Below are 22,246 nucleotides of genomic sequence, written 5' to 3'. Positions count from 1 at the left end.
TATGCTCCCTAGAAAGGAGGTGATCCAGCCGCACGTTCCCGTACGGCTACCTTGTTACGACTTCACCCCCCTCGCCCTCCACACCTTAGGCGCCTCCCCCCTTGCGGTTGGGCCGGCGACTTCGGGTGCAGACGACTCGGGTGGTGTGACGGGCGGTGTGTACAAGGCCCGGGAACGCATTCACCGCGGCATGCTGATCCGCGATTACTAGCAACTCCGACTTCACGGGGGCGGGTTGCAGCCCCCGATCCGAACTGGGGCCGGCTTTGTGGGATCCGCTCCGGCTCGCGCCATCGCATCCCGCTGTACCGGCCATTGTAGCACGTGTGCAGCCCAGGGCATAAGGGGCATGATGACTTGACGTCGTCCCCGCCCTCCTCCGGATTGACTCCGGCGGTCCCGCATGGGTGCCCAGCTTCACCTGCTGGCAACATGCGGCGGGGGTTGCGCTCGTTGCTGGACTTAACCAAACATCTCACGACACGAGCTGACGACAGCCATGCACCACCTGTGACCGCTCCTTCCGGCCCCCGGGTCTCCCCGGGCTCACGGTCATGTCAAGCCCTGGTAAGGTTCTTCGCGTTGCTTCGAATTAAGCCACATGCTCCGCTGCTTGTGCGGGCCCCCGTCAATTCCTTTGAGTTTTAGCCTTGCGGCCGTACTCCCCAGGCGGGACGCTTAATGCGTTGGCTTCGGCACGGGGGGACGGTTCCCCCCACACCTAGCGTCCATCGTTTACGGCTGGGACTACCAGGGTATCTAATCCTGTTCGCTCCCCCAGCTTTCGCGCCTCAGCGTCGGTGCCGGCCCAGAGGGCCGCCTTCGCCACCGGTGTTCCACCCGATATCTGCGCATTCCACCGCTACACCGGGTGTTCCACCCTCCCCTGCCGGACCCGAGCCGGGCGGTTCCGGGGGCGGGCGGGGGTTGAGCCCCCGCATTTGACCCCCGGCCCTCCCGGCCGCCTACGCGCTCTTTACGCCCAATGAATCCGGATAACGCTCGCCCCCTACGTATTACCGCGGCTGCTGGCACGTAGTTAGCCGGGGCTTCTTCTGCAGGTACCGTCTTGTCTCATCCCTGCTGAAAGCGGTTTACGACCCGAAGGCCTCCATCCCGCACGCGGCGTCGCTGCGTCAGGGTTCCCCCCATTGCGCAAGATTCCCCACTGCTGCCTCCCGTAGGAGTCTGGGCCGTGTCTCAGTCCCAATCTGGCCGGTCGGTCTCTCAACCCGGCTACCCGTCGTCGGCACGGTGGGCCGTCACCCCGCCGTCTACCTGATGGGCCGCGGAGCCATCCCCTCCCGTCTGGGCTTTCCCCGCGCGTCCATGCGGACGTGCGGGCGCATCCGGTATTACCCTCGGTTTCCCGAGGCTATCCCGGAGGAGGGGGCGGGTTCTCCACGTGTTACTCAGCCGTTCGCCACTCGCTTCCGCCCGAGGGCGGGTGCCGTTCGACTTGCATGTGTTAGGCGCGCCGCCAGCGTTCATCCTGAGCCAGGATCGAACTCTCCGTCCAATGAGGGACCCGAGGGGTCCCAATCGGCACGGTGTGCCCGTTCCGGCCAGCGATAAATCGCCGATCGGATTCAGTTTCGCGTTTCAATAAGTCTGGAGTAAAGGTGAATTGAACGGGGCCTGACGTATGATTATCAGACCTTACGCTCGACTCTTCGATACATTCGACTGCTGGCTCCATCCCATCGGATGGGCCTGCCTCTCTCTTCCGTCTCTTCGCGGTATCCGGTTCTCAAGGTACCCGCCGCGGTCCCCGTGGGGCCGCGCGGCAAGGAGATATAATGCCAGAGAAAGCCCGCCCCCCGGGCGACTTTCTCGCTCTCCACGACTCTTACACAACTCAGGGCGTTTTCGTTTTATTTCAAAGGCATTTTTCGTTCCCAGCTCATAGAATATAGTACAGATTTATCAGCAAAACGCGAGGTCACAGAGCCTTTTACATAAAGCAGATCGGATTGCCCATGATTGAGCCCCGGCATATTGTCATATTTGTCTATATCTTTGAACTCGTGGCATTTTCTGCCTTTGCCACCTCATTTCGCTTGCTACACGGCGAACAAAAGGCAGCCCTCTATCTCGCACGTCTTATGGTTGTGCGGCTCAGCGTCAAGCTGCTTTATTTCTACGTTGAGTTTTATATTATTTCGTGGCATCTCAATATGCTTTTCAACGCCCTCATGGACACCACGTACGTTCTCTCTATTTATCTAACGCTGCGTACCATCGCAGCCATTCTCTGCTCAAAGATTAAGCACCTTCGGGCCTTCTCCTTCGTAGCGATTAGCTATGTGTTGGGGTTCTTCCTTATTTCGTTCTTCTGGGTTGACCGTTCCTCCAACCACAATATCCTGATCCAACCCGGACTCCCGCAGATTTTGTATTCCGTTAATGAGGTGGTATTTGCAGTTGTAAGCGTGTTCGCACTCGTCTCCCTATATATATGTAAAGGCCAAACGAAACAAGATGATGACTCCAGTTACGCACCATCCCCCACTGCCGTTTTTGCCGGCATCGCGACGTCTCTTTACATCGTCTACGTCTTCTTGTGGGACATGAGCTTCCTTGTCCCAGGTCTTGACGTCATACGTTCGCTCAAGCCCTTTGACGGCGTATTGTTCTTCGCCGCCGCTCTTGCCTTGTGCCTTGCAAGGCTTGCAAAATCGTCAACCATCAAAGAGCTGACCGCTCAAGACGAAGCTGCATCCCCTAACAAAACTGCTATTTCGAAGAATTTGCAAGCCGAAGCAATCCAGCAGCTTGGACTTACCTCGCGCGAGCAAGAGGTGCTTGACGAGCTGCTTGCAGGCAAAACCGTTACACAAATCGCAGCGGAGCTCGACATCGCGGAAAATACGGCGAAGCGACATGTCTATAACATATATAAGAAAGCGGGCGTTCATACGCGCTACGAACTCCTCGCAAAGCTCGGCATACCCAAATAGCACTACGCCAGAGAGGTCAAATGTACTAGCACCTCCCGTCATCTCTTGCCATTACCTATGGTTTTCTGCCTCATCAGTCTTCCAAAGTGCAGAAATGCATAGGTAACGGCGAAAGAGCAGATGCCTTCGCAAAACGGCTCAACGAGCCCAGCGAGCAGCACGACGAACTTGGGAAAGCAGCTCGCTTCTCCCCACAAACAGCCTCTCTAACACGTTTGTGCTAGCGAGGTTTAGAAAAAATAAACCACTTCATCACGCTTTCGTGCTATTTCCCTCCCCTTTCGTTGCGGATATCTTGGCCCCATCACGTAGGTGCCGGATATTCCGACATGTTGAAAGGGGTCCTGTCATGGGCATCAAGATCAACGGCACAGAGGCAAGCATCCTCCTGAGCAGGCGTGCGGCGCTGCTCGGCGCGGGAGCAGGCGCCGCCTCCCTCGCACTTGCAGGTTGCAGTGGAAACAAGACCAATCAGGGTTCTGCCCCGGCGGCTCCTGCCTCGGTCATCGATGAAGAAGCTTTTAAGGCTGCCTTGGACTGCATCGACCGCGATTACGTCTACAACCTGTGCACCGATTTGAGCATGATTGGCAACGATGATTGTGAGCTGGGCTTTAGGAACGCCGGTTCAACTGGTGAAAACAAGTGTCGCGAGCGCATCGTCAAGGAGATGGAGGCAATCGGCCTTGGCGTACAGGTCGACACCTATCCTGTTCACGCCTGGGAATTCCGCTCCGCCGGCATGACCGTCGGCGATGAGCAATACACGCTCTCCTCGTTTGCCGGCGCCCCCGGAACCGACGGCCCCCTTACCGCTGAACTCATCGACTGCGGAGACGGCACCGCCGCGAACTACGTGGATAAAGATGTTGCGGGCAAAATCGTCATCACGCATTTCGACAACTACAACTATTGGTTCATGGCCCCCGCCTACGAAGCCGAGCTCGCTGGCGCCAGGGCGATCATCGTGGAGACGATCGGCGAGAACTACAACGTTGGCACCGATACGCTCTACTGCTTCGACGTTGCGTCACGCGACAGCATCCCCGTCCTGTGCATCACGAAGGATGACGCCGCAAAGCTCGCCAAGCAGATGGAAGCTGGCGAAGTCACCGCGACACTCAACGTCGACGCCACCATCGACAAGCAGGGTGAAAGCGGCAACGTCCTGGGCATGATTCCCGCCGCGGTCGAAACCGACCAGAACATCACGACCGGTGCCCATTTCGACGGCTATTTCCATGCATTCATGGACGACGTTTGGGGCGTCGCGGTATGGATGGGCATCGCCAAGGCGCTCGTCGACAGCGGCTACAAGCCTAACCACAACATCATCTTCATCGCATTCGGTTCAGAGGAGTACGGCACAACCAACAACCACTACGATTGGTGCACGGGTGTTTGGAACCAGATCAACACCTGCAAGCCCGAGTGGGTCGGGCAAAACATCTGCCATCTGGAGATGGACTCCGTGCGTCCCGACGCCGACACGTACATCGTCAACGCGACGCCCGAGCTTCATTCCTGGTTCAAAGCGCGCCTCGAGGGCATTGAGCCGCCGAGCGACCAATACGTCAACGGTTTTGAGCTCCGCAGCCAAAACGGCCCCTGGGGGCAGGACTACGACATGGAAATTGCAGGCGTCCCTGGTTTCTGTGCCGGCAAAACCGGCAATTCCATCTGGAAGACCAAGTGCTATCACACGAACGCCTCGAGCCCGGAGAACGACTGGAACGAAACGGTGTTCACGTGGATTTCCGAGCAATACCTCCGCATGCTCATGGAGTTCGACGGCTGCACCATCTCGCCCTTGGACTTCTCCACTATCGTTGAGCAGGTCAAAGAGACGTTCGACCCCTCAATGGTCAAGGATGGCGACGTAGCCGACGCCTATCTTGCCGCCCTCGACAACGTCGCCGAGCTTTCCGCAGCGCACTATCAGCTGGTAACCAAGGCAAATGACCTTGTTCGTGCGAAGCGCGCAGACGGAGAGGACGTTTCAGATCTCGTTGCACGCCTCACGGCACACGGCGCAGAGCTTCTCGATACCTACAAGATCATCCAGAAGGACAAGCTCAAGCTCGATATCTGGGATGTCGTTGCCTATAAGCACGACATTATCCAGCTCAACCTCAACTCTCTGAACGACACCATCGCCAACTTGGAGAAGGGCGATGCCGAAGCGGCGCTCGAAAGCCTGTTCAATGTCGACACGACGTACCTTGCGTCGGTGTTCTCCAAGGAGGTTTACGAGTACACGGGCATTACCGCCCTGGATCCTGAGCGCGACGACCTCTACTGGGGAACCGGCAAGACCATGGAGCAAGTTAACACGTTTGACGTGTATCACGCCATCGAGGACAAGGCGCTTGCGGGAGACAGCGATTTTTCCGCCGAAATCGACATGCTGAACGACATGATTGCATTTGAGGACGACCTGTTCGCCCGCTCGCTCGAAGGCGATACCGCCTTGCTCGATCAGGTAGCCGACATCCTGTCCGCCTCCACCCTCAAAGCCGATTTGGATGAGTTGAACTAGCAACGATCCGACAGTTGCCAACGGGGTGCAGCCGCTGCTTACGGCCGCACCCCATTTTTATGTCAGTTTTCTGCCGTCCATGGCAGCGTTCCGTTGCCTGTGCAAGCGCCCCGTTGCCTATGGCTACGCTCCGTTACCTATGACTTTCTGCGTTTTGGGAGGTCTAAAAGGGAGAAAACCATAGGCAACCGCTAGGGGGCACAGGCAGGGGCATAGGTAACAGCGGGACGCCATAGGCAATACGTTAATCTGTGCAGGCGATGGAATAACGCAGGCAGTGAAGTGGCGCAGAAGCGGCGATGCATCGCGCCTACGAAAACGCGCCACGTGCGATATCCGATCCGGCGTCCAGCAGTTCATCGCGCAACTCGATGGAAGGCGCCTCAGCGTAGATGCGCACCATCGGTTCGGTCCCCGAGGGTCTGAGCAAAAGCCACGAATCATCGGCAAATCCCAAACGAAGGCCATCCCGGTGGCTCACCGCAACGGGCACGCGGCCCGCCACAACCGGCGGATTCAGACCGGGCAGCACCATGCGCAGCATCTCGACGACACCCGCATCGACGCGCAAATCCCTACGCATGTAGTAATAGCGGCCGTACTGCTCCTCCAAATCGTCGACCAGCTCACCCAGGGTCTTCCCGGTAACAGCCATTAACTCGCACAACAGCAAATTCATGAAGAGGCCGTCGCGTTCGGGCATGTAGGCGGGCACGCCAATCCCGCCCGCCTCTTCACCGCCCAGTAGCACGTCGCCCTTGCGGATTTCACTATATATATGACCGAAACCGACGGGCTTGATCGTCAGTTTGCATCCGAGCTTTTCGGCCATGCGGCGTGTAAGCGTCGAGGACGACGATGTCAGCACCACGCGCCCGCTCATGTTCCGATTGATGCATAGATGGCCTAACAGCAGAGCGATGATCTTTTGAGGGCTGACAAAGCGCCCATGCTCGTCAACGGCTCCAACGCGGTCGCCGTCGCCATCGTTTACCAGTCCCGCAGCGGCACCGGTCGAAACGACCATCCGCTCGCAATCATCCACCCACGGCTCAACGGGCTCGGGATGCGTGCTGTCTGCCTCAGCATCTTCCTCGCCGTGGATTTCGATGGCATCAATCCCCATCGCGCGAGCGAGGTTCGCAAAATAGCTGCTCGCCGATCCATACAGCGGGTCGTACACAATCTTGAGACCCGCATCGGCAATGGCTTGCGTGTCAACAAGGCTGTATAAATGATCGAAGTAGGGTGTCAGATAATCCACGCGCTCAATGGATCCGCGCAAATCAACCGGGTCCGCCTCAATCGACCGCTCGATCTCATCATAAAACTCGTCTGTCCCAATGCCGCCATCGGCCACGCGCAGTTTGATTCCCTGATAGTCATTGGGATTGTGCGAGCCGGTCACCATAAGGCCGCCGACGGCGCGAGCGTCGCACCCAACAGTCCAGCACAGCGCAGGAGTGGGAACGTAGCGATCGCAGACTTTAACTACTAAGCCGTATCCGGCCAAAACTCTTCCTGCTAAACACGCGTACCGTTCGGCATCCTGTCGTGTGTCGTACCCCACGTACACGATAGCCCCTGCCGATTGTCTCGCCCAATAGGCGCCCGCGGCATCAGCTATGCGAATAACGTTCTCGTCGGTGAAGTCGCCGTCGAGGCGAGCTCGCCAACCGTCGGTTCCAAAATGAAGTATCGAGGCCATGCGCATCGTACCCCTTGCGGTGGCTCGGACTTATCCATGCAAGGGTTGATATACCCGATGCCCCCGCTCAAAAACATGCCACAAGGCTATTTCTCCAAATAGGCAATCCAGCGATCCATGGTGTCTTCGGAAAGCGCGTGCTCCATCTTGCACGCCTCGAGATCCGCAACCTCAAAGTCCACACCAAGCTCGTCAGTTAGGAACGAGCGCAGCAAACGATGGCGACGCCAGATGGCAGCGCCAATCGCCCTACCGCGGGGCGTAAGCATGACCCTACCATAATGCGACTGCTCAACCATGCCCTGGGCCTTGAGCGCGGCGATCGCCTTATTGACCGAAGGCTTTGAAACACCGAGGAGCTGGGCGATATCGACGGAGCGGATGCCCTCGTGTTCGCCGATTTCCTCTTCAGTTTCGATACGCACCATCGCCTCAAGGTAATCCTCGTGTGCCATGGTGAGATGCGAGTCGAGCGTCTCTTCAATTTCACTCATGCGCGCATTCCCTTCGTCGCCTTCGGTCAAAAGGCGTTCTCGTCAAGCTTAGGCGAAACGGCCCATGAGCTGCACCAATACCTCGACCATGCGCGTGAGGGAGCTCACGGGAATGAACTCGTTCACACCATGGTAAGCATAGCCGCCCGTGGAGAGGTTGGGGCAGGGTAGGCCACGGAACGAGAGCTGCGAGCCATCGGTACCACCGCGGATGGGAGACACCTTCGGCTCGACGCCCACCGCACTGTACGCGGCCTTTGCCTCCTCGATGAGCTGCGGATACTCGGCAACAATCTCGGCCATATTGCGATACTGCTGTTTGATCTCAACAGTCACGCGCTCCATGCCCTGCTCTTCGTTTACGTATGCGGCAGCGGAGAGCATATGGTCGATCTTGGCCTGGAACTTAGCGGCGTCGTGATCGCGGATGATATAGCGCGCCGTGGCGTGCTCGACCGTGGCGCTTACGCCCTCGAGATAGTAGAAGCCCTCGTAGCCCTCGGTGTACTCGGGGCGCTGCACGGCAGGGAGCAGACCGTGGAAGCGGTGGAACAACTCGCCAGCGTTGACCATGCGATCCTTGGCGTCGCCCGGATGGATGGAGAAGCCCTGGAAACGAACGACCGCCTCGGCCGCGTTGAAGCACTCCCACTCAAGCTCGCCCAAAGCGCCGCCGTCCACGGTGTAGGCGTAGGTGCAGCCGAAGTCCTCGATGTCGAGCAGCTCGGCACCATGGCCGATCTCCTCGTCGGGGCAGAAGCAGATGCCCACCTCCGGATGGGGAACCGTCGGGTTTTCCATGAGATACGCAGCGAGCGCCATGATCTCGGCAATGCCCGCCTTGTCATCGGCACCGAGGAGCGTCGTGCCGTCGGAGCACACGAGGTCCTCCCCCACCAAATCGTTCAACGGGGGGAACAGCTCCGGCGACATGGAGATAGCCCTGCCGTCAACCTCGCCACACACCAGGTCGCCGCCCTCGTACTTCACGATGTGCGGCTTCACGCCAAAGCCCGGAGCCTGCTCGGTGGTGTCCATGTGCGCGATGAGGCCCAAGCGCGGCTTGTCCTCGGAGCCTTCGCTCGCCGGAATCCACGCGAGCACGTAGGCGTGATCCGTCACAGCCACATCGCGAGCGCCGATTTGACGCAGCTCGTCTGCGAGCATGTTGGCCAAATCGAACTGGATGGCGGAAGAGGGAACCTGATCGCAGTGCTCGTCTGCCGACTGCGTGTCCACCTGGACATAGCGGAGAAAGCGCTCGAGAACATCGGTCGATGCGGGGGATTCAAACATGGGAGCTCCTTTCAAAAATCAAGCACCCCCAGCGTATGCCAGGGGTGCTCATGAGTCAAAGTGATTTTGGGGCGTTGCGCATACGAAACACCATCACCACGAGCGCTTCGTTTCGTCCGCACGGCACCTATTTGCACGACACCCGTCTGCACGACATTCGGTCGCGCTTTGCGCGTAATGTGCGCAAGGGTCCGGGCTATTCTTCAGAATTCTCGTCGTCCTCGCTCGCCGTCCCGGAGATGTCGCCCAATGTCGAGTCGCCGCTGGAATCGGTTCCCATAGTCTGCGGACCCTGGGGATCCTCGCCGGCATCGAGACGTTCCATCATCTTTGCCAGCTCGGCCTCATCGACAAACACGTAGCTCTGACCGTTGACGTAGGTGTCCTCGCCGGCCCAGCTCGGAAGGTTCGCGACGTACATGCTGTTGACATCCATACCGCGCATGGCGTTAGCGACCGCCAGGATGTCCTGAACGGAAAGCGTGGTGCTCACCATCTCGGACACCGACTCGATCGTTCCCATAATACTCGTGGGATCGATGCCGTTGAGAATCTTGTTCGCAAGCGCTCCGAGCACCTGGCGCTGATGGCGCATACGCGTGTAGTCACCGTCGGAGTACTGGTAGCGCGCGCGTGCATACGTAAGCGCCGTCGCACCATCCATGTGCTGCTCGCCGGGCTCGATCACGATATCAAGATGCGAGGGGTCGTTTACGCCCTCAGTCGCGTTGATGTCGATACCGCCCACCGCGTCGATGAGTTTTTCCATGCCCTCGAAGTCGATCTCCGCGTAATGGGAGATTTTGTCCTCGCCGTTAAAGCACAGGTCGTTCACCGCGCGAATAACGCCCTCGGGGCCGTCATAGAAATGTGTGGCGTTGATCTTCATGGTCTCGCCCTTGTAGACCACCTTGGTATCACGCGGAATGGAGATCAGCGACGCCTGCTTTTGCGTGGGGTCGATGCGGGCCAAAATAATGGAGTCGGAACGGTACTCCGTCTCGCCGGGACGGCCGTCGGTGCCCAACAGCAGCATGTAGAACGGCTCGCGCGCAACGTCGGAGTCGTTGAGAATCTGCAGCACAGAGCTGTTGATGATGCCGCCGGTGAGATTGCCCGTGATGCGGATGAACCAGGCACCCGCCGCGACGACGCCCACGAGCAGCACGGCGAGCACGCCGCCCAGAACGCCGCGACGAATCATGCGGCTGCGACGGCGCTGGTGAGCGCGCTCGGAATAGCGCGCGATGTTCTCACGGCTGTAGATACGGCTACTTGCGCCCGTGGAAAGGGGTCGCCCAGCTTGCTGGACCGGCTTCTTGCGAGAGTTCATAAAACGTACCTGCCCTAATCGTCGATAAAGTCGGGCACGGTAAGACGCTCAACCTGCGCACCCAAAGCACGAAGTTTCTCGACAAACCGCTCGTAACCGCGGTCGATATGGTGAATGGCGGAGACTTCGGTATATCCTTCTGCAATGAGACCGGCGACCACGAGGGCAGCGCCACCGCGCAAATCGGGAGACGTGACCTGTGCGCCTGAAAGCCCCTCTACGCCGTGCACCATGGCGTGATGGCTCTCAACGCGAATGTTGGCGCCCATGCGCACAAGCTCGGAAGCGAACATAAAGCGATTTTCGAAAATGTTCTCCGTGATGATGGAATTGCCGTCGGCAAGCGACGATAGCACCATGACCTGCGCCTGCATGTCGGTGGGGAATCCCGGGAACGGAAGCGTTTGGATATCGACGGGCTCGATGCGCTCGGCACGATGAACGCGCACGCCGCCTTCGATGCGATCGATGACAATACCCATGTCTTCCATCTTTTTGATGACCATGCCCAGGTGAATGGGGCTGAATCCCACAACCTCGACGCCGGCATCGCTCGCCATCAGGGCGCCTGCCACGATGAACGTACCCGCCTCGATGCGGTCCCCCACCACGCGATGCGTAACGGGGTGCAGCTCATCCACACCCTCGATGGTCACAACCGGAGTACCGGCGCCCGCAATTTGGGCACCCATCTTGTTGAGCATGTTGGCGAGGTCCACAATCTCAGGCTCGCGCGCAGCGTTATCGATAACCGTGGTGCCCTTTGCCTTGACCGCCGCCATGATGAGGTTCTCGGTCGCACCCACACTGGCGAACTCAAGCGTCACGGTGGCCCCGACCAGGCCCTTGCTTGCATCAGCGTGAATATAGCCGTGATCGGTGTCGAACTCGACGCCCAGCGCCTCAAGGCCGAGGATATGCATGTCGATCTTGCGGGCGCCCAAGTTGCATCCGCCGGGCATGGCAATCTTCGCCTTGCCCATGCGCCCGAGCAGGGGACCCATAACCGCAGTAGAAGCGCGCATCTTGGCTACCAACTCGTAGGGGGCCTCCCACGAATTCACCGCCGAGGTGTCGATGCACAGGGTGTGCTCGTCGAGCACCTCAATCGTGGCGCCCATGTACTTGAGCACTTTGCCCATCACGTGCACGTCGGAGATATTCGGCACGTTCTCGAGCGTGGTTTTGCCAGGAGCCAACAACGTGGCAGCCATGAGCTTGAGAGCGGAGTTCTTCGCGCCCGAAACGGCAACGCGGCCCTCGAGCAAATGACCGCCCTCGACGCGGATGATATCCAAGCGCTTCCCTTTCAAAAATGCCCGAGAGCGTTTGCTCCCGGGCATGATGTCAATCTCTACGCGATGCGAATATGCGATTCACAGCGCCTAGTGAGCAAGCAACAGCTTGCACCATGCGATTTCATTATAAAGGTAGGCGCGGCGCCCATCATTTGCCGACAGTTTCATCAACTCGTCTTCAAAACCTGCGAGGCGCTGCTCCATGGCCTCGACGTCGACCTCAGCGAGATCCTTTGCACGGTCAACAAGCACGATGACCTCGTCATTTGCCACCTGGACATACCCGTCCGACACCGCAAAGACATGGTCGACCGTGCCCATTTTGTGCTCGGACACGCGAATGCGACCCGCCTCGATGGTGCAGATCTCGCTCGCGTGGCGCGGCAAGATGCCGAACTCGCCCACCGTGGAGGGCACGGATACGTACGCGACCGGACCGTCGTACACGCTTTTTTCGGGGCACACGATGCGAAGCTGCATGGGCATGGCTTACGCCCCCATCTTGGCGGCGCGCTCACGCACGTCGTCAATCGTGCCGGCGTAGCGGAACGCCTGCTCGGGGAGGTCGTCGCACTCGCCGTCGATGATGGCGGCAAACGAGCGCACCGTGTCCTCGACGCGCACGTACACGCCGGGGTTGCCCGTGAACTTCTCGGCAACGTGGAAGGACTGCGAGAGGAACTGCTGGATCTTGCGGGCGCGGTTCACCGTCAGGCGCTGCTCGTCGGAGAGCTCGTCCATACCCAGAATCGCGATGATGTCCTGGAGGTCGGAGTACTCCTGCAGGATCTCCTGGACGCGCACGGCCACGCGGTAGTGCTCCTCGCCCACGATTGCGGGGTCGAGAGCGTCCGAGGTGGAGGCCAGCGGGTCGATGGCCGGGAACAGGCCCAGCGAGGAGATGGCACGGGAAAGGACCGTCGTGGCATCGAGGTGCGTGAAGGTCGTGGCCGGAGCCGGGTCGGTCAAGTCGTCGGCAGGGACGTAGACGGCCTGGACCGAGGTGATGGAACCGGTCTTGGTCGAGGTGATGCGCTCCTGCAGGTCGCCCATCTCGGTTGCGAGCGTGGGCTGGTAGCCGACGGCGGAGGGCATACGGCCCAGCAGAGCCGAGACCTCGGAGCCAGCCTGCGAGAAGCGGAAGATGTTGTCGATGAAGAGCAGCACGTCCTGGCCGCGATCGCGGAAGTACTCGGCCTCGGTCAGGCCGGCCAGGCCGATGCGCAGGCGCGCTCCGGGCGGCTCGTTCATCTGGCCGTAGACCAGGCAGGTCTTATCGATAACGCCCGACTCGCTCATCTCGAGGTACAGGTCGGTGCCCTCACGGGTGCGCTCGCCGACGCCGGTGAACACGGACGTGCCGCCGTGCTCCTGGGCGAGGTTGTTGATGAGCTCCTGGATGAGCACCGTCTTGCCCACGCCGGCGCCACCGAACAAGCCGGTCTTGCCACCGCGGATGTAGGGCTCGAGCAAATCGACCGCCTTGATGCCGGTCTCGAAGATCTCGGTCTTGGTCGTGAGCTGGTCAAACGACGGAGCGGGATGATGGATGGGGTAATAGGCGTCAATCTCGGGCATATCCTTGCCGTCGACGGGCTTGCCCATGACGTTCCAGATGCGGCCAAGCGTGCCCTTACCGACCGGCATCTGCATGGGAGCGCCCGTGTCGACAACCTCGAGACCGCGCTGCAGGCCGTCGGTGGAGGTCATGGCAACGCAGCGCACGACATCGCCGGGCAGCTGGCTTTCGACTTCGAGGATCGTGTCGATATGGCCCATCGGCGTATCGGCCTCGACCGTAAGTGCGTTATAGATGTTCGGGACGCCGCCCTTGAACTTGACGTCCACGACGGCGCCGATAATCCGCGTGATGCGACCGACGCCCGCGGTGGGCGTGGAGTCCACAGCGATGGTATCTACCATTAGTTCTCCTCCAATGCAGCGGCCCCGCCCACGATCTCGTTGATCTCGGTGGTGATGGAAGCCTGGCGTACACGGTTATAGGTGCGTGAAAGGTCGGCGATGATGGCGTTGGCGTTCTCCGTGGCGGAGTGCATCGACTTGCGTCGGGCACCCTGCTCGGCGGCAGCCGAGTCGATCAGCGCCTGCTGAATGACAGTGAGGACGTAGGTCGGGATAAGCCTGCTCAACACATGCTCAGCCGAAGGCACGAACTCGAAGGGCGAGGTCAAGCCTGTGGGGGCCTCGTTCTCATTCGCGCGCGGACCGCGGGCCGTCCTCAGGACCTGCTCGTCGAGCGGCAGGATGCGCTCGGAGCGCAGCACCTGCTCCACGCGGTTCTTAGCGTGGAAATACACGATATCCACGCGGCCGAAGTGGCCCTGGGAAAAACCGTCGATCACGTAGTTCGCAATGACACGCGCGTTCTGGAGCGTAGGGTTGTCGGACTCGCCCACGATTGCGAGCGCCTTATGCGGGTACTTGCGGAAGTGCTCGGTCGCCTTGCGCCCGCAGGTGATCAGCTCGACCTCCTTGGCCCCATGGCGATGGAAATGGTTGATGCGCTCTTCAGCCGCACGCGCGACCTGGATGTTGAAGCCGCCGGACAGGCCGCGGTCGGAATTGACCACGATCAGCAGCGCGCGCTCGTAATCCTTGGGGTCCTTGAGCAGCGGATTGCTTGCATCCGAGCCAGCGGCCTGCGCCACGGTAAGCATGACGTCCGTGATGGCGCCGGCGAACGGCTCGGAGTTCTTCTCGCGCTGGAGGGCGCGGGCGATCTTCGCCGTCGAGACCATTTCCATCGTGCGCGTGATCTGCTGGGTCGCAGAGACCGAGCTGATGCGCTTTTTTATTTCGCGGAGGTTAGCCATAGAGCCTAGTTCTCTCCCGCTTTCTCAGCGGACGCGGCTGCGCCCGAAGCCTGTGCCTCCTTGGAGGCGTAGTACTGCACCTTGAAGTCCTGGATAGCGGTGCTGAGCTGCTGCTCGGCCGCCTTATCCATCTTGTTCTCGCGGAACTCTTCGAGCAACTTGCGATGCGCACCGTCGAGATAGTCGATGAGACCCTCGCGGAACGGCACGATATCGGCAAGATCCATGTCGTCGAGGTATCCCTTGTTGCCGGCGTAAAGCACGGCAACCTGGTCGACCACGTCGAGCGACTGATAGCGGCCCTGCTTGAGGAGCTCGGTCATACGAGCACCGTGCGTGAGCTGCTGCTGCGTCGCGGCGTCGAGGTCGGAGCCGAACTGCATGAAGCCGGCGAGTTCGCGATAGGACGCGAGGTCGAGGCGGAGGTTGCCCGCCTGCTGCTTCATGGCCTTGGTCTGCGCGGAGCCACCGACGCGGGAAACAGAGATGCCCACGTCAACAGCGGGACGCTGACCTTGGTGGAACAGCTCGGACTGCAGGTAGATCTGACCGTCGGTGATGGAAATCACGTTGGTCGGAATGTAGGCGGACACGTCGCCGTCCTGCGTCTCGATGATGGGGAGCGCGGTGAGCGAACCGCCGCCGTTGGCCTCGGAAAGCTTGCAAGCGCGCTCGAGAAGACGAGAGTGCAGGTAGAAGATGTCGCCCGGATACGCCTCGCGTCCAGGCGGACGACGCAGCGTCAACGACATCTGACGATAGGCGACGGCCTGCTTGGACAAATCGTCGTACACCACAAGCACGTGGCCACCGGGATTGGTGGCACTGGCAGGACGTCCATCTTCGCCGTTGTACATGAAGTACTCTCCGATGGCGGCGCCCGCCATCGGAGCGATGTACTGGAGCGGCGCGGAGTCGGCAGCCGTGGCGGACACGATGACCGTGTAGTCGAGCGCGTTATGCGCGGCGAGGGTCTCACGGATCGCGGCGACCGTGGATGCCTTCTGGCCGATGGCCACATATACGCAGATAATATCCTTGCCACGCTGGTTGATGATGGCGTCGATGGCAATGGCGGTCTTGCCCGTCTTGCGATCGCCGATGATGAGCTCACGCTGGCCGCGGCCGATGGGGATCATCGCGTCGACGGCGAGCAGGCCGGTCTGCACCGGCTCGCACACCGGGGTGCGCTCGATAACGCCCGGGGCCTTGAACTCGATGGGACGACGGGAGCCCTCGCCGATACTTCCCTTGCCGTCGATGGGCTGACCGAGCGGGTTCACCACGCGGCCGAGCATGCCACGACTCACGGGAATATCCATAACACGGCCCGTGGTGCGGCAGGCGTCGCCCTCTTTGATTGAGTCGACTTCGCCGAAGAGAACGGCGCCGACTTCCTCGCGATCGAGGTTCTGCGCCAAGCCGTACACGGTACGCCCGGTGATGGAGCTCGTGAACTCGAGCAGCTCGCCCGCCATGGCGCTTTTGAGACCGAAAACGTGAGCGATGCCGTCGCCCACCTCGACCACCTTGGAAACCTCCTGCGTATCAACAGTGGCTTCCAGGTCAAACAGGCGTTGTTGCAGGATCTGCTCGATGTTCTCGGCGGTAATTGCTTCAGACACGAATTACACCCCCGATTTCGCTGCAGTTTGCGTCATTACTTTCTGCGCCTGCTCAAGCTGATGGCGCACGGACGCATCATAGCGACGGCCGTTCACCGTCAGGATGATGCCGCCGATGATGGACGGGTCGACGCGCTCGATGAGAAACACGTTTTGCCCCAAATCCAACTCGCATTTCTGCGTGACGCGAGCACGCAGTTCGTGGTCGAGCGGCACGGCCGTGGTCACCGTGACGCCCACAGTGTGCTGGTCACCCTCGGCCATCTCGCCGTACAGCGCAAGCACGTCGGAGATCTTATCCATATCTCCATGCGCGGCCATCTGGGAAAGGACCGAAAGAACCTCAGGGCTTGCCGAGGCGCTGGCCTTGATGGGCTCGATGTCCTCGTAAACACGGTCCTCCGACTTGGCGGCCTCGAGCAGCGTGCGCGCATACGTCTCGAGCTTACGCTTCTCGAAACGATCGCTGATCTGCTGATTAGCCATGAATCGTACCCACTTCCTTCAGATATTTGTCGATGAGCTCGCGTTGCTTCCCCTCATCCTGGGCAAGTGTGTCGCCCACGATCTTGGCAGCAACGGAGACGGACACCTTTGCCACCGTATCGGCCGCAGAGGCGTAGGCACGCTTCATCTCGTCGGCGGCGGTGTCCTGCGCCTTGACGATGATTTCCTCGGCCTCCTTGTGTGCAAGCGCCACGATGCGCGAGCGCTCCTTCTCGGCGTCGGAACGGGCTTCCATGACAATCTCGGAAGCCTGGCGGCGAGCCTCGGCCACGATGGCGTCGGCCTCGTCGCGAATCTCGGCGGCCTGGGCCTTGGTGGCATCGGCCTCCTCGATGCTTTCCTCAATCTTGCTTTCGCGGGCATCGAGGGTCTTGATGACGATGGGCCACACGAATTTGGAAAGCAAGAAGTAGATGACCAGGAAGATGATGAGTGCAGGAATAAACTCAGCAGGCTTCGGAATCAGGATCTCGGCGCCGCCCATACCCTCGGCAAACGCCAAGCTTGGCACGAGAAGCGTCGAGGCAGAAGCGGCGAGCGCAATGCCTGTGCGTTGAACGAATTTCATATCTACCCCTTGGGATCTGGTCTGATTATTTCCGCGCGCTTACTGGACAACCAGCGCGACGACGAAGCCGATCAGGGCCAGAGCCTCGGCGAAGGCCGCGCCCATGATGAAGACGGTAAAGACGCGATCCTGTACCTCAGGCTGGCGGGCCATGGCGCTTGCAACGCCATAAGCAGCAAGGCCGATGGCAAGACCTGCACCGATAACACCGAGACCGTAACCGATAACTCCCACGATTCCTCCTTGGTTTCGCGCGTCCCTTTAACGCGCTTGATCCACAATTCCTATATCCAGCGCACCGAGCGCCCGATACCAAATAAAACCGCCGGTCCTTGCCCGGCATGACCGCTAGTGACCGGCAGCCTCGGCACCCTGGATGTACACGGCGGTGAGCACCGTGAACACGTAGGCCTGAATCACGCCGACGAAAATCTCGATGGCGTAGATGACGAACAGGATTGCCGCAAACACCAGGCCGGGCAGCGCACCGGCGGCATTGGATAGGCTGAGCTGCTGAATGAGCGGCTCGGCGAACAGCGACACCATGAGGGCGAAGGAACCCATGACGATATGGCCGGCGAACATGTTGCAGAACAGACGGACGGCCAATGTGATGGGACGAAGCAGCGTAGAGATGACCTCGATGACCCACACCAGGATGTTCAGCGGGAACATCACGCCCTTGGGAGCGAGGCTCTTGATGTAGCCCCAAGCGCCCTTGTTCTTGACGCCCACGCCCACGAAGTAAACGAATGCGACGAGCGCGAGCGCGGCGGTCACCGAGATGGTGCCCGTGCCGGGCTTCATGCCCGGGATGATGCCCACGATGTTGTTAATCGCAATAAAAAAGAACAGCGTCATGAGGAACGGGAAGTGGCGACGCCAGGACTCCTTGCCCAGGATGCCGATGCCCACATCGTTCTCAAGATACTCAACTACAAATTCCACTCCGTTGACAAAGCGGCCTTGGGGAACCACGGCGCAGCGCTTTGCAAACGCAAACAAGATGATGAGCACCAAAAGAGACGAGATAATAAGCCAGAACGTGTACTGGGTGATGCCCGTCGTCATCAAATCGCCCACGACGGGAATCGAGCTGAAGCTCGACACCAAATGGTTGATCTCGCCTGGCAGCTTTTCAAAGGCTTCCAACGCTATCCTCCTCGAGTCAACGACTCATTGAGCGAGCGGCCAAGACCGCCCACATGGCAAAAAACCCGAACAAGGTCCCTGCCGTTACCACCAATATCTTCCCCGGCGTGTATACCCACGCCGTTGAAAGCCCAGACATGAGAAACACAAATGATACAGCAAGCGCTGCCATCCCTTTTCCCACCGTCGGACGAATCCGACCTTTGCGGACGAGGAGCTCGACCGCAAACAAAGGCGCAAAGCCGACGACTCCGAACACCACGCCCGCCACGGCGGTCATGAATGTTTCGGCATCCACCTCGTCACCTCCACACATCGCCTGCCGAACATAGGCCCGACAGTTCCAGTATGCGAAAAACCGCTCGACCCATCCATCGCCCATGACGATGAAATGAACACAGGCGGCCGGTTCACCCTCATCGGGTGAGCCGAATCACCCCTGCCGTCCCGCCTCATGTCGCAGTTCGCACTACACGTGCAGTTCGAACTGCGGCTTTCCGCCACGCAAAACGACCGACACGCCAAACGCCCTAAAGCGTATCGCCGTTCGCATTCGATATCCGACGAATACGACAAGCGGTCAGGCAAAGTGACGAACGGTCCCAAACGGCAACGGGCGCATTCGGGAAACGCGATGCCTCGAACGGCGGCACGCCTAGTCGAGCGCGTTGATCTTCTCAACGCGTCCAGCGTGGCGGCCACCCTCGAAATCGGTCGTGAGGAAGGTCTTGACGATCTCCTCATTGACCTCGAGGTCCACGAAGCGACCGGACAAACCGATCACATTGCCGTCGTTGTGCTGGCGGAACAACGCGGCAAACTCCGGCGACGTGATGGAAGACGCGCGAATGCCCGGGATTTTACCCGCTGCAACGGCGATACCGATGCCGGTCCCGCAAATGCAGACACCGCGGTCGGCGTTGCCGGCGGCCACGTAGCGACCGACCTTCTCGCCGAAATCGGGGTAATCAACGCGATCGTCGTTCTCGGGACCGAGATCAATGACCTCATATCCCAGCCCCGTCATGTAATCAATCATTGGCTGCTTCTGGATGAAGCCCGCATGATCGGATGCAATGGCAACACGCATCGTTTATTCCTCCCACGTGCCGATTGTCGTCTAACTTTAGCAGTTCTACAGCCTAGCAGCTGAAAAAATGCCCGTATTCGAACATTCAAAAATTGCACTATAAATGGCAAAAAACGAATGCAAACGAACACTTATTTTCCCATTTGTGCATATCTGGACGCACTTTGAAGCACAACTCACCTCGCGCTCCACCGTCCCGATATGCAACTCCTCGTGTTGGAAGCGCCTCCCTTTCCACATCCCAGTCAGAAGAAACGCCCCCGTAACGTCTCAAAGCTTCGACTATGTTGCACGAACACAGTCAAACCGCCCTACAAAGGAGAGTCGTGAACGGAGTGTTTTCCACCGCGAACGGCATAGCGTCCGCCCACAGGGGTGGAATTTGAAACCCCTATTCGAAAGTCCGAAGACAAGCCCCCTCTCGTCCCTCGACGTAAAGCCTCCTCGAAGACAGCCACTCAAACAACTAACGTGTGCGGGCGCGTGCCACGGCATCGTGCCATCCCATGAGGTTGCTCGCGACCTCCTCTTCGCTTGCCTCGGGCGCAAAGCTCCTTCCCGCCATACGGTTTTGCTCGAGCTCCTCAAGGTCCTCCCAATAACCCACGGCAAGACCCGCCAAATAGGCGGCGCCAAGGGCCGTTGTCTCGGCGTTTTCGGACTGGACAACGGGGATGCCGAGCAAATCGGCTTGGAACTGCATGATAAACTCGTTGCGCGACGCACCGCCGTCGACGTAAAGCGCCTCAAGCTTGATGTCGGAATCAAGCTCCATCGCCTTGAGCACGTCGAAGCTCTGATAGGCCATGGATTCACACGCCGCACGAACGATAGTTGCGCGGTCGGAGGCTCCCGTTAGGCCGCAGATGAGTCCACGTGCATCGGGATCCCACCACGGAGCGCCCAAACCGCTGAACGCCGGCACCAAATAACAACCGTTGTTGCTCTTGAGCGAACGGCAGATGTCCGAAGCCTCACTCGTGCTGTTGATGAGCCCGAGCTTATCACGCACCCACTGGACGGTCGCGCCCGCATGGAAAATCGAACCTTCCAACGCGTACGAGATGTGCCCGCCTTGAGCGATGCCGATAGTCGTAACGAGGCCGCGCTTTGACATCACGGCATCCTCGCCGGTATTCATAAGCATGAAGCAACCTGTGCCATACGTGTTCTTGGTGTCGCCCTTTTTGAAGCAGCAGTGTCCGAAGAGAGACGCCTGCTGGTCGCCGGCCACGCCGGTGATGGGCGGGCCGTACGTCATGATGTCGCTGGAAACCCTGCCAAAGTCACCTGAACTCCAACGGACTTCGGGAAGCATGTTGCGCGGGATATCGAGCATACGAAGCAAATCGTCATCCCAATCGAGGGTGTGGATGTTGAACAGCATGGTTCGGCTGGCGTTGGTATAGTCGGTCGCAAAGACCTCTCCGCCGGTCAGGTTGTAAATCAACCATGTGTCGATGGTGCCGAACATGAGCTGGCCCGCTTCCGCCGCGGAACGCGCGCCGTCAACGTTGTCGAGAATCCACTTGATTTTGGTGCCGGAAAAATACGGATCGGGCGTCAAACCGGTCTTTGCCTTAATCTCATCCGCCAGGCCCTCGTCAATCAGGCGGTCGGAAATGCTTGCCGTACGACGGCACTGCCACACAATAGCGTTGTGGATGGGTTGGCCAGAATCGCGATCCCACACCACGGTGGTTTCACGCTGGTTCGTAATGCCGATCGCGGCAATTCGATCGGAATGGATTCCGCTCTTGAACTGCACTTCCATCATGACAGCAATCTGGGCGGCAAGGATCTCGACGGGATCTTGCTCCACCCATCCGGGCTGCGGGAAGCGCGTCTTGATGCGTTTTGATGCCTGTGCGACAACACAGTCGTATTCATCGACGATAACCGCGCGCACCGATGTCGTGCCCGAATCGAGCGCCATGACATAACGCCCGTCCATAGAGACGGGAGCGTCAACCAAGCCAAGGTCCTTGAGGGAAAGTACCATCTCAACACGCCTTTCTTCGGATTGCAACGTGCGGTGCATCGGTATGCGCCACGAATGAGCTGCGCTGCATTATGGCACGCCCTAACAGGGCAATTTGTGCATGTTTGACGCGCTCCCATCCAACGGCATAATTGGTCGGCAAACGCGCAATTTACCTACGCTAAAGGCACCGAATCTGCGCGCATTTACAAACTCTGCACATCCTGCAAAAGCAAGGCGCCTTCTCGCAAAACAACAAGTTTTCCCTCGCGCATCGCCACAATAGTCGAGGCATCGCGGCACGGTGTCTCGCCCGCATCAACGGCAACGTCCACACCTTCGAGGATACGCGGTTCTACATCCGTAAATGCGGCGGGAGCCGGCATTCCGTGCGTGTTTGCCGAGGTCACCGCAAGCGGGAATCCAAGCTCGCGAATAAGGCGCTGGATGACGGGAGAAGCTGACGCTCGAAGCGCCACCGTACCATCCGCAGCACGCATAAAATCCGGAACACATGGCGCCGCGGGAACAACCAACGTCAATGCGCCCGGCCAAAACGTCCGAGCAAGATCAAACAGCTGCGAAGGCACATCAACGGCGTAGCGTTCGAGCGCCTCGGGGCCATCCACCAGCCAGGGAACTGTTTGAGCAAGATCGCGACGCTTGAGCGAAAAGATGCGCCCGTAGCCCGTCTCTGGCCCAGGAACCTTACCGCAGGAAGAAAACGCCCCCACCGACACGCCCACGCCATACACCGTCTCGGTCGGCAAGAGCGCCAGGCCGCCCGATCGTAAAACCTCAAGCGCTAAACCCAAGTCCTCCTCGGTGCATACCGTCGTCTTCGTCACCATCGCCCCCCGT

At 59.5% G+C, this 22,246-nt stretch carries 19 protein-coding genes and 1 rRNA gene; 2 read left to right on the top strand and 18 right to left on the bottom strand.

Annotated features, from left to right (window positions below):
* Window positions 1–12 precede the first annotated feature (12 nt).
* A 16S ribosomal RNA gene (locus C1711_RS06200) occupies window positions 13–1,519 on the bottom strand.
* Between the two features lie 460 nt (window positions 1,520–1,979).
* On the opposite strand from C1711_RS06200, the gene C1711_RS06195 reads away from it, so the two are divergent.
* Together C1711_RS06195 and C1711_RS06190 are read left to right on the top strand one after the other, a co-directional pair.
* Complete coding sequence (locus C1711_RS06195; protein ID WP_102338260.1) at window positions 1,980–2,960, top strand: response regulator transcription factor; 981 nt, start codon at window positions 1,980–1,982, stop codon at window positions 2,958–2,960.
* A 349-nt stretch (window positions 2,961–3,309) separates the two neighbouring features.
* Window positions 3,310–5,499 carry a M28 family peptidase gene (locus tag C1711_RS06190; RefSeq protein ID WP_102338259.1) on the top strand — a complete coding sequence of 730 codons (2,190 nt, stop codon included), beginning with the start codon at window positions 3,310–3,312 and terminating at the stop codon, window positions 5,497–5,499.
* A gap of 310 nt (window positions 5,500–5,809) precedes the next feature.
* Here the strand turns inward: C1711_RS06190 and C1711_RS06185 are convergent, their stop codons facing one another.
* The 17 genes from C1711_RS06185 to C1711_RS06105 all read right to left on the bottom strand — a co-directional run bounded on the left by C1711_RS06185 (window position 5,810) and on the right by C1711_RS06105 (window position 22,236).
* On the bottom strand, window positions 5,810–7,207 hold the full coding sequence (locus tag C1711_RS06185; RefSeq protein ID WP_102338612.1) for a phosphohexomutase domain-containing protein: 1,398 nt from the start codon (window positions 7,205–7,207) through the stop codon (window positions 5,810–5,812).
* A gap of 86 nt (window positions 7,208–7,293) precedes the next feature.
* A complete protein-coding gene (locus C1711_RS06180) occupies window positions 7,294–7,701 on the bottom strand; it encodes a metal-dependent transcriptional regulator (RefSeq protein ID WP_199824855.1) in 408 nt (135 codons plus the stop codon).
* Between the two features lie 48 nt (window positions 7,702–7,749).
* Complete coding sequence (gene pepT, locus C1711_RS06175) at window positions 7,750–8,997, bottom strand: peptidase T (protein ID WP_102338258.1); 1,248 nt, start codon at window positions 8,995–8,997, stop codon at window positions 7,750–7,752.
* Between the two features lie 196 nt (window positions 8,998–9,193).
* Window positions 9,194–10,330 (bottom strand): LCP family protein, encoded by a 1,137-nt coding sequence (locus C1711_RS06170; RefSeq protein WP_102338257.1) that lies wholly within the window; start codon window positions 10,328–10,330, stop codon window positions 9,194–9,196.
* A 14-nt stretch (window positions 10,331–10,344) separates the two neighbouring features.
* A complete protein-coding gene (murA, locus tag C1711_RS06165; protein ID WP_102338256.1) occupies window positions 10,345–11,628 on the bottom strand; it encodes a UDP-N-acetylglucosamine 1-carboxyvinyltransferase in 1,284 nt (427 codons plus the stop codon).
* Window positions 11,629–11,715: 87 nt separating this feature from the next.
* On the bottom strand, window positions 11,716–12,114 hold the full coding sequence (gene atpC / locus C1711_RS06160) for an ATP synthase F1 subunit epsilon (RefSeq protein WP_234346306.1): 399 nt from the start codon (window positions 12,112–12,114) through the stop codon (window positions 11,716–11,718).
* Window positions 12,115–12,117: 3 nt separating this feature from the next.
* Entirely contained in the window at window positions 12,118–13,551 is a 1,434-nt protein-coding gene (atpD, locus tag C1711_RS06155; RefSeq protein WP_102338255.1) for a F0F1 ATP synthase subunit beta, read from the bottom strand.
* The gene (gene atpG / locus C1711_RS06150) at window positions 13,551–14,462 is read right to left on the bottom strand and encodes an ATP synthase F1 subunit gamma (RefSeq protein WP_102338254.1); all 912 of its coding nucleotides are present in this window, start codon (window positions 14,460–14,462) and stop codon (window positions 13,551–13,553) included. The genes atpD and atpG overlap by 1 nt, the downstream gene beginning before the upstream one ends.
* Before the next feature lie 5 nt (window positions 14,463–14,467).
* Window positions 14,468–16,087, bottom strand: a complete 1,620-nt coding sequence (atpA, locus tag C1711_RS06145; RefSeq protein ID WP_102338253.1) for a F0F1 ATP synthase subunit alpha — start codon at window positions 16,085–16,087, stop codon at window positions 14,468–14,470.
* Window positions 16,088–16,090: 3 nt separating this feature from the next.
* A complete protein-coding gene (locus C1711_RS06140; RefSeq protein WP_102338252.1) occupies window positions 16,091–16,573 on the bottom strand; it encodes a F0F1 ATP synthase subunit delta in 483 nt (160 codons plus the stop codon).
* The gene (gene atpF / locus C1711_RS06135; RefSeq protein ID WP_102338251.1) at window positions 16,566–17,162 is read right to left on the bottom strand and encodes a F0F1 ATP synthase subunit B; all 597 of its coding nucleotides are present in this window, start codon (window positions 17,160–17,162) and stop codon (window positions 16,566–16,568) included. Before atpF ends, C1711_RS06140 begins: the two co-directional genes overlap by 8 nt.
* A gap of 39 nt (window positions 17,163–17,201) precedes the next feature.
* Window positions 17,202–17,396 (bottom strand): ATP synthase F0 subunit C, encoded by a 195-nt coding sequence (locus tag C1711_RS06130; protein WP_102338250.1) that lies wholly within the window; start codon window positions 17,394–17,396, stop codon window positions 17,202–17,204.
* Window positions 17,397–17,510: 114 nt separating this feature from the next.
* Window positions 17,511–18,314 carry a F0F1 ATP synthase subunit A gene (atpB, locus tag C1711_RS06125; protein ID WP_102338249.1) on the bottom strand — a complete coding sequence of 268 codons (804 nt, stop codon included), beginning with the start codon at window positions 18,312–18,314 and terminating at the stop codon, window positions 17,511–17,513.
* 16 nt (window positions 18,315–18,330) lie between these two features.
* Entirely contained in the window at window positions 18,331–18,612 is a 282-nt protein-coding gene (locus C1711_RS06120; protein ID WP_234346304.1) for a hypothetical protein, read from the bottom strand.
* Window positions 18,613–18,969: 357 nt separating this feature from the next.
* Window positions 18,970–19,404, bottom strand: a complete 435-nt coding sequence (rpiB, locus tag C1711_RS06115) for a ribose 5-phosphate isomerase B (RefSeq protein WP_102338248.1) — start codon at window positions 19,402–19,404, stop codon at window positions 18,970–18,972.
* 466 nt (window positions 19,405–19,870) lie between these two features.
* The gene (gene glpK / locus C1711_RS06110) at window positions 19,871–21,406 is read right to left on the bottom strand and encodes a glycerol kinase GlpK (RefSeq protein WP_102338247.1); all 1,536 of its coding nucleotides are present in this window, start codon (window positions 21,404–21,406) and stop codon (window positions 19,871–19,873) included.
* Between the two features lie 185 nt (window positions 21,407–21,591).
* Window positions 21,592–22,236, bottom strand: coding sequence for an L-threonylcarbamoyladenylate synthase (locus C1711_RS06105; RefSeq protein ID WP_102338246.1), 645 nt, complete (start codon window positions 22,234–22,236; stop codon window positions 21,592–21,594).
* Window positions 22,237–22,246 lie beyond the last annotated feature (10 nt).

This window comes from Collinsella provencensis (assembly GCF_900199705.1).
In the GTDB taxonomy this organism is placed as follows: domain Bacteria; phylum Actinomycetota; class Coriobacteriia; order Coriobacteriales; family Coriobacteriaceae; genus Collinsella; species Collinsella provencensis.
Note: the sequence above shows the minus strand (reverse complement) of the source record. Positions and strands in the feature narration are given on the sequence as shown.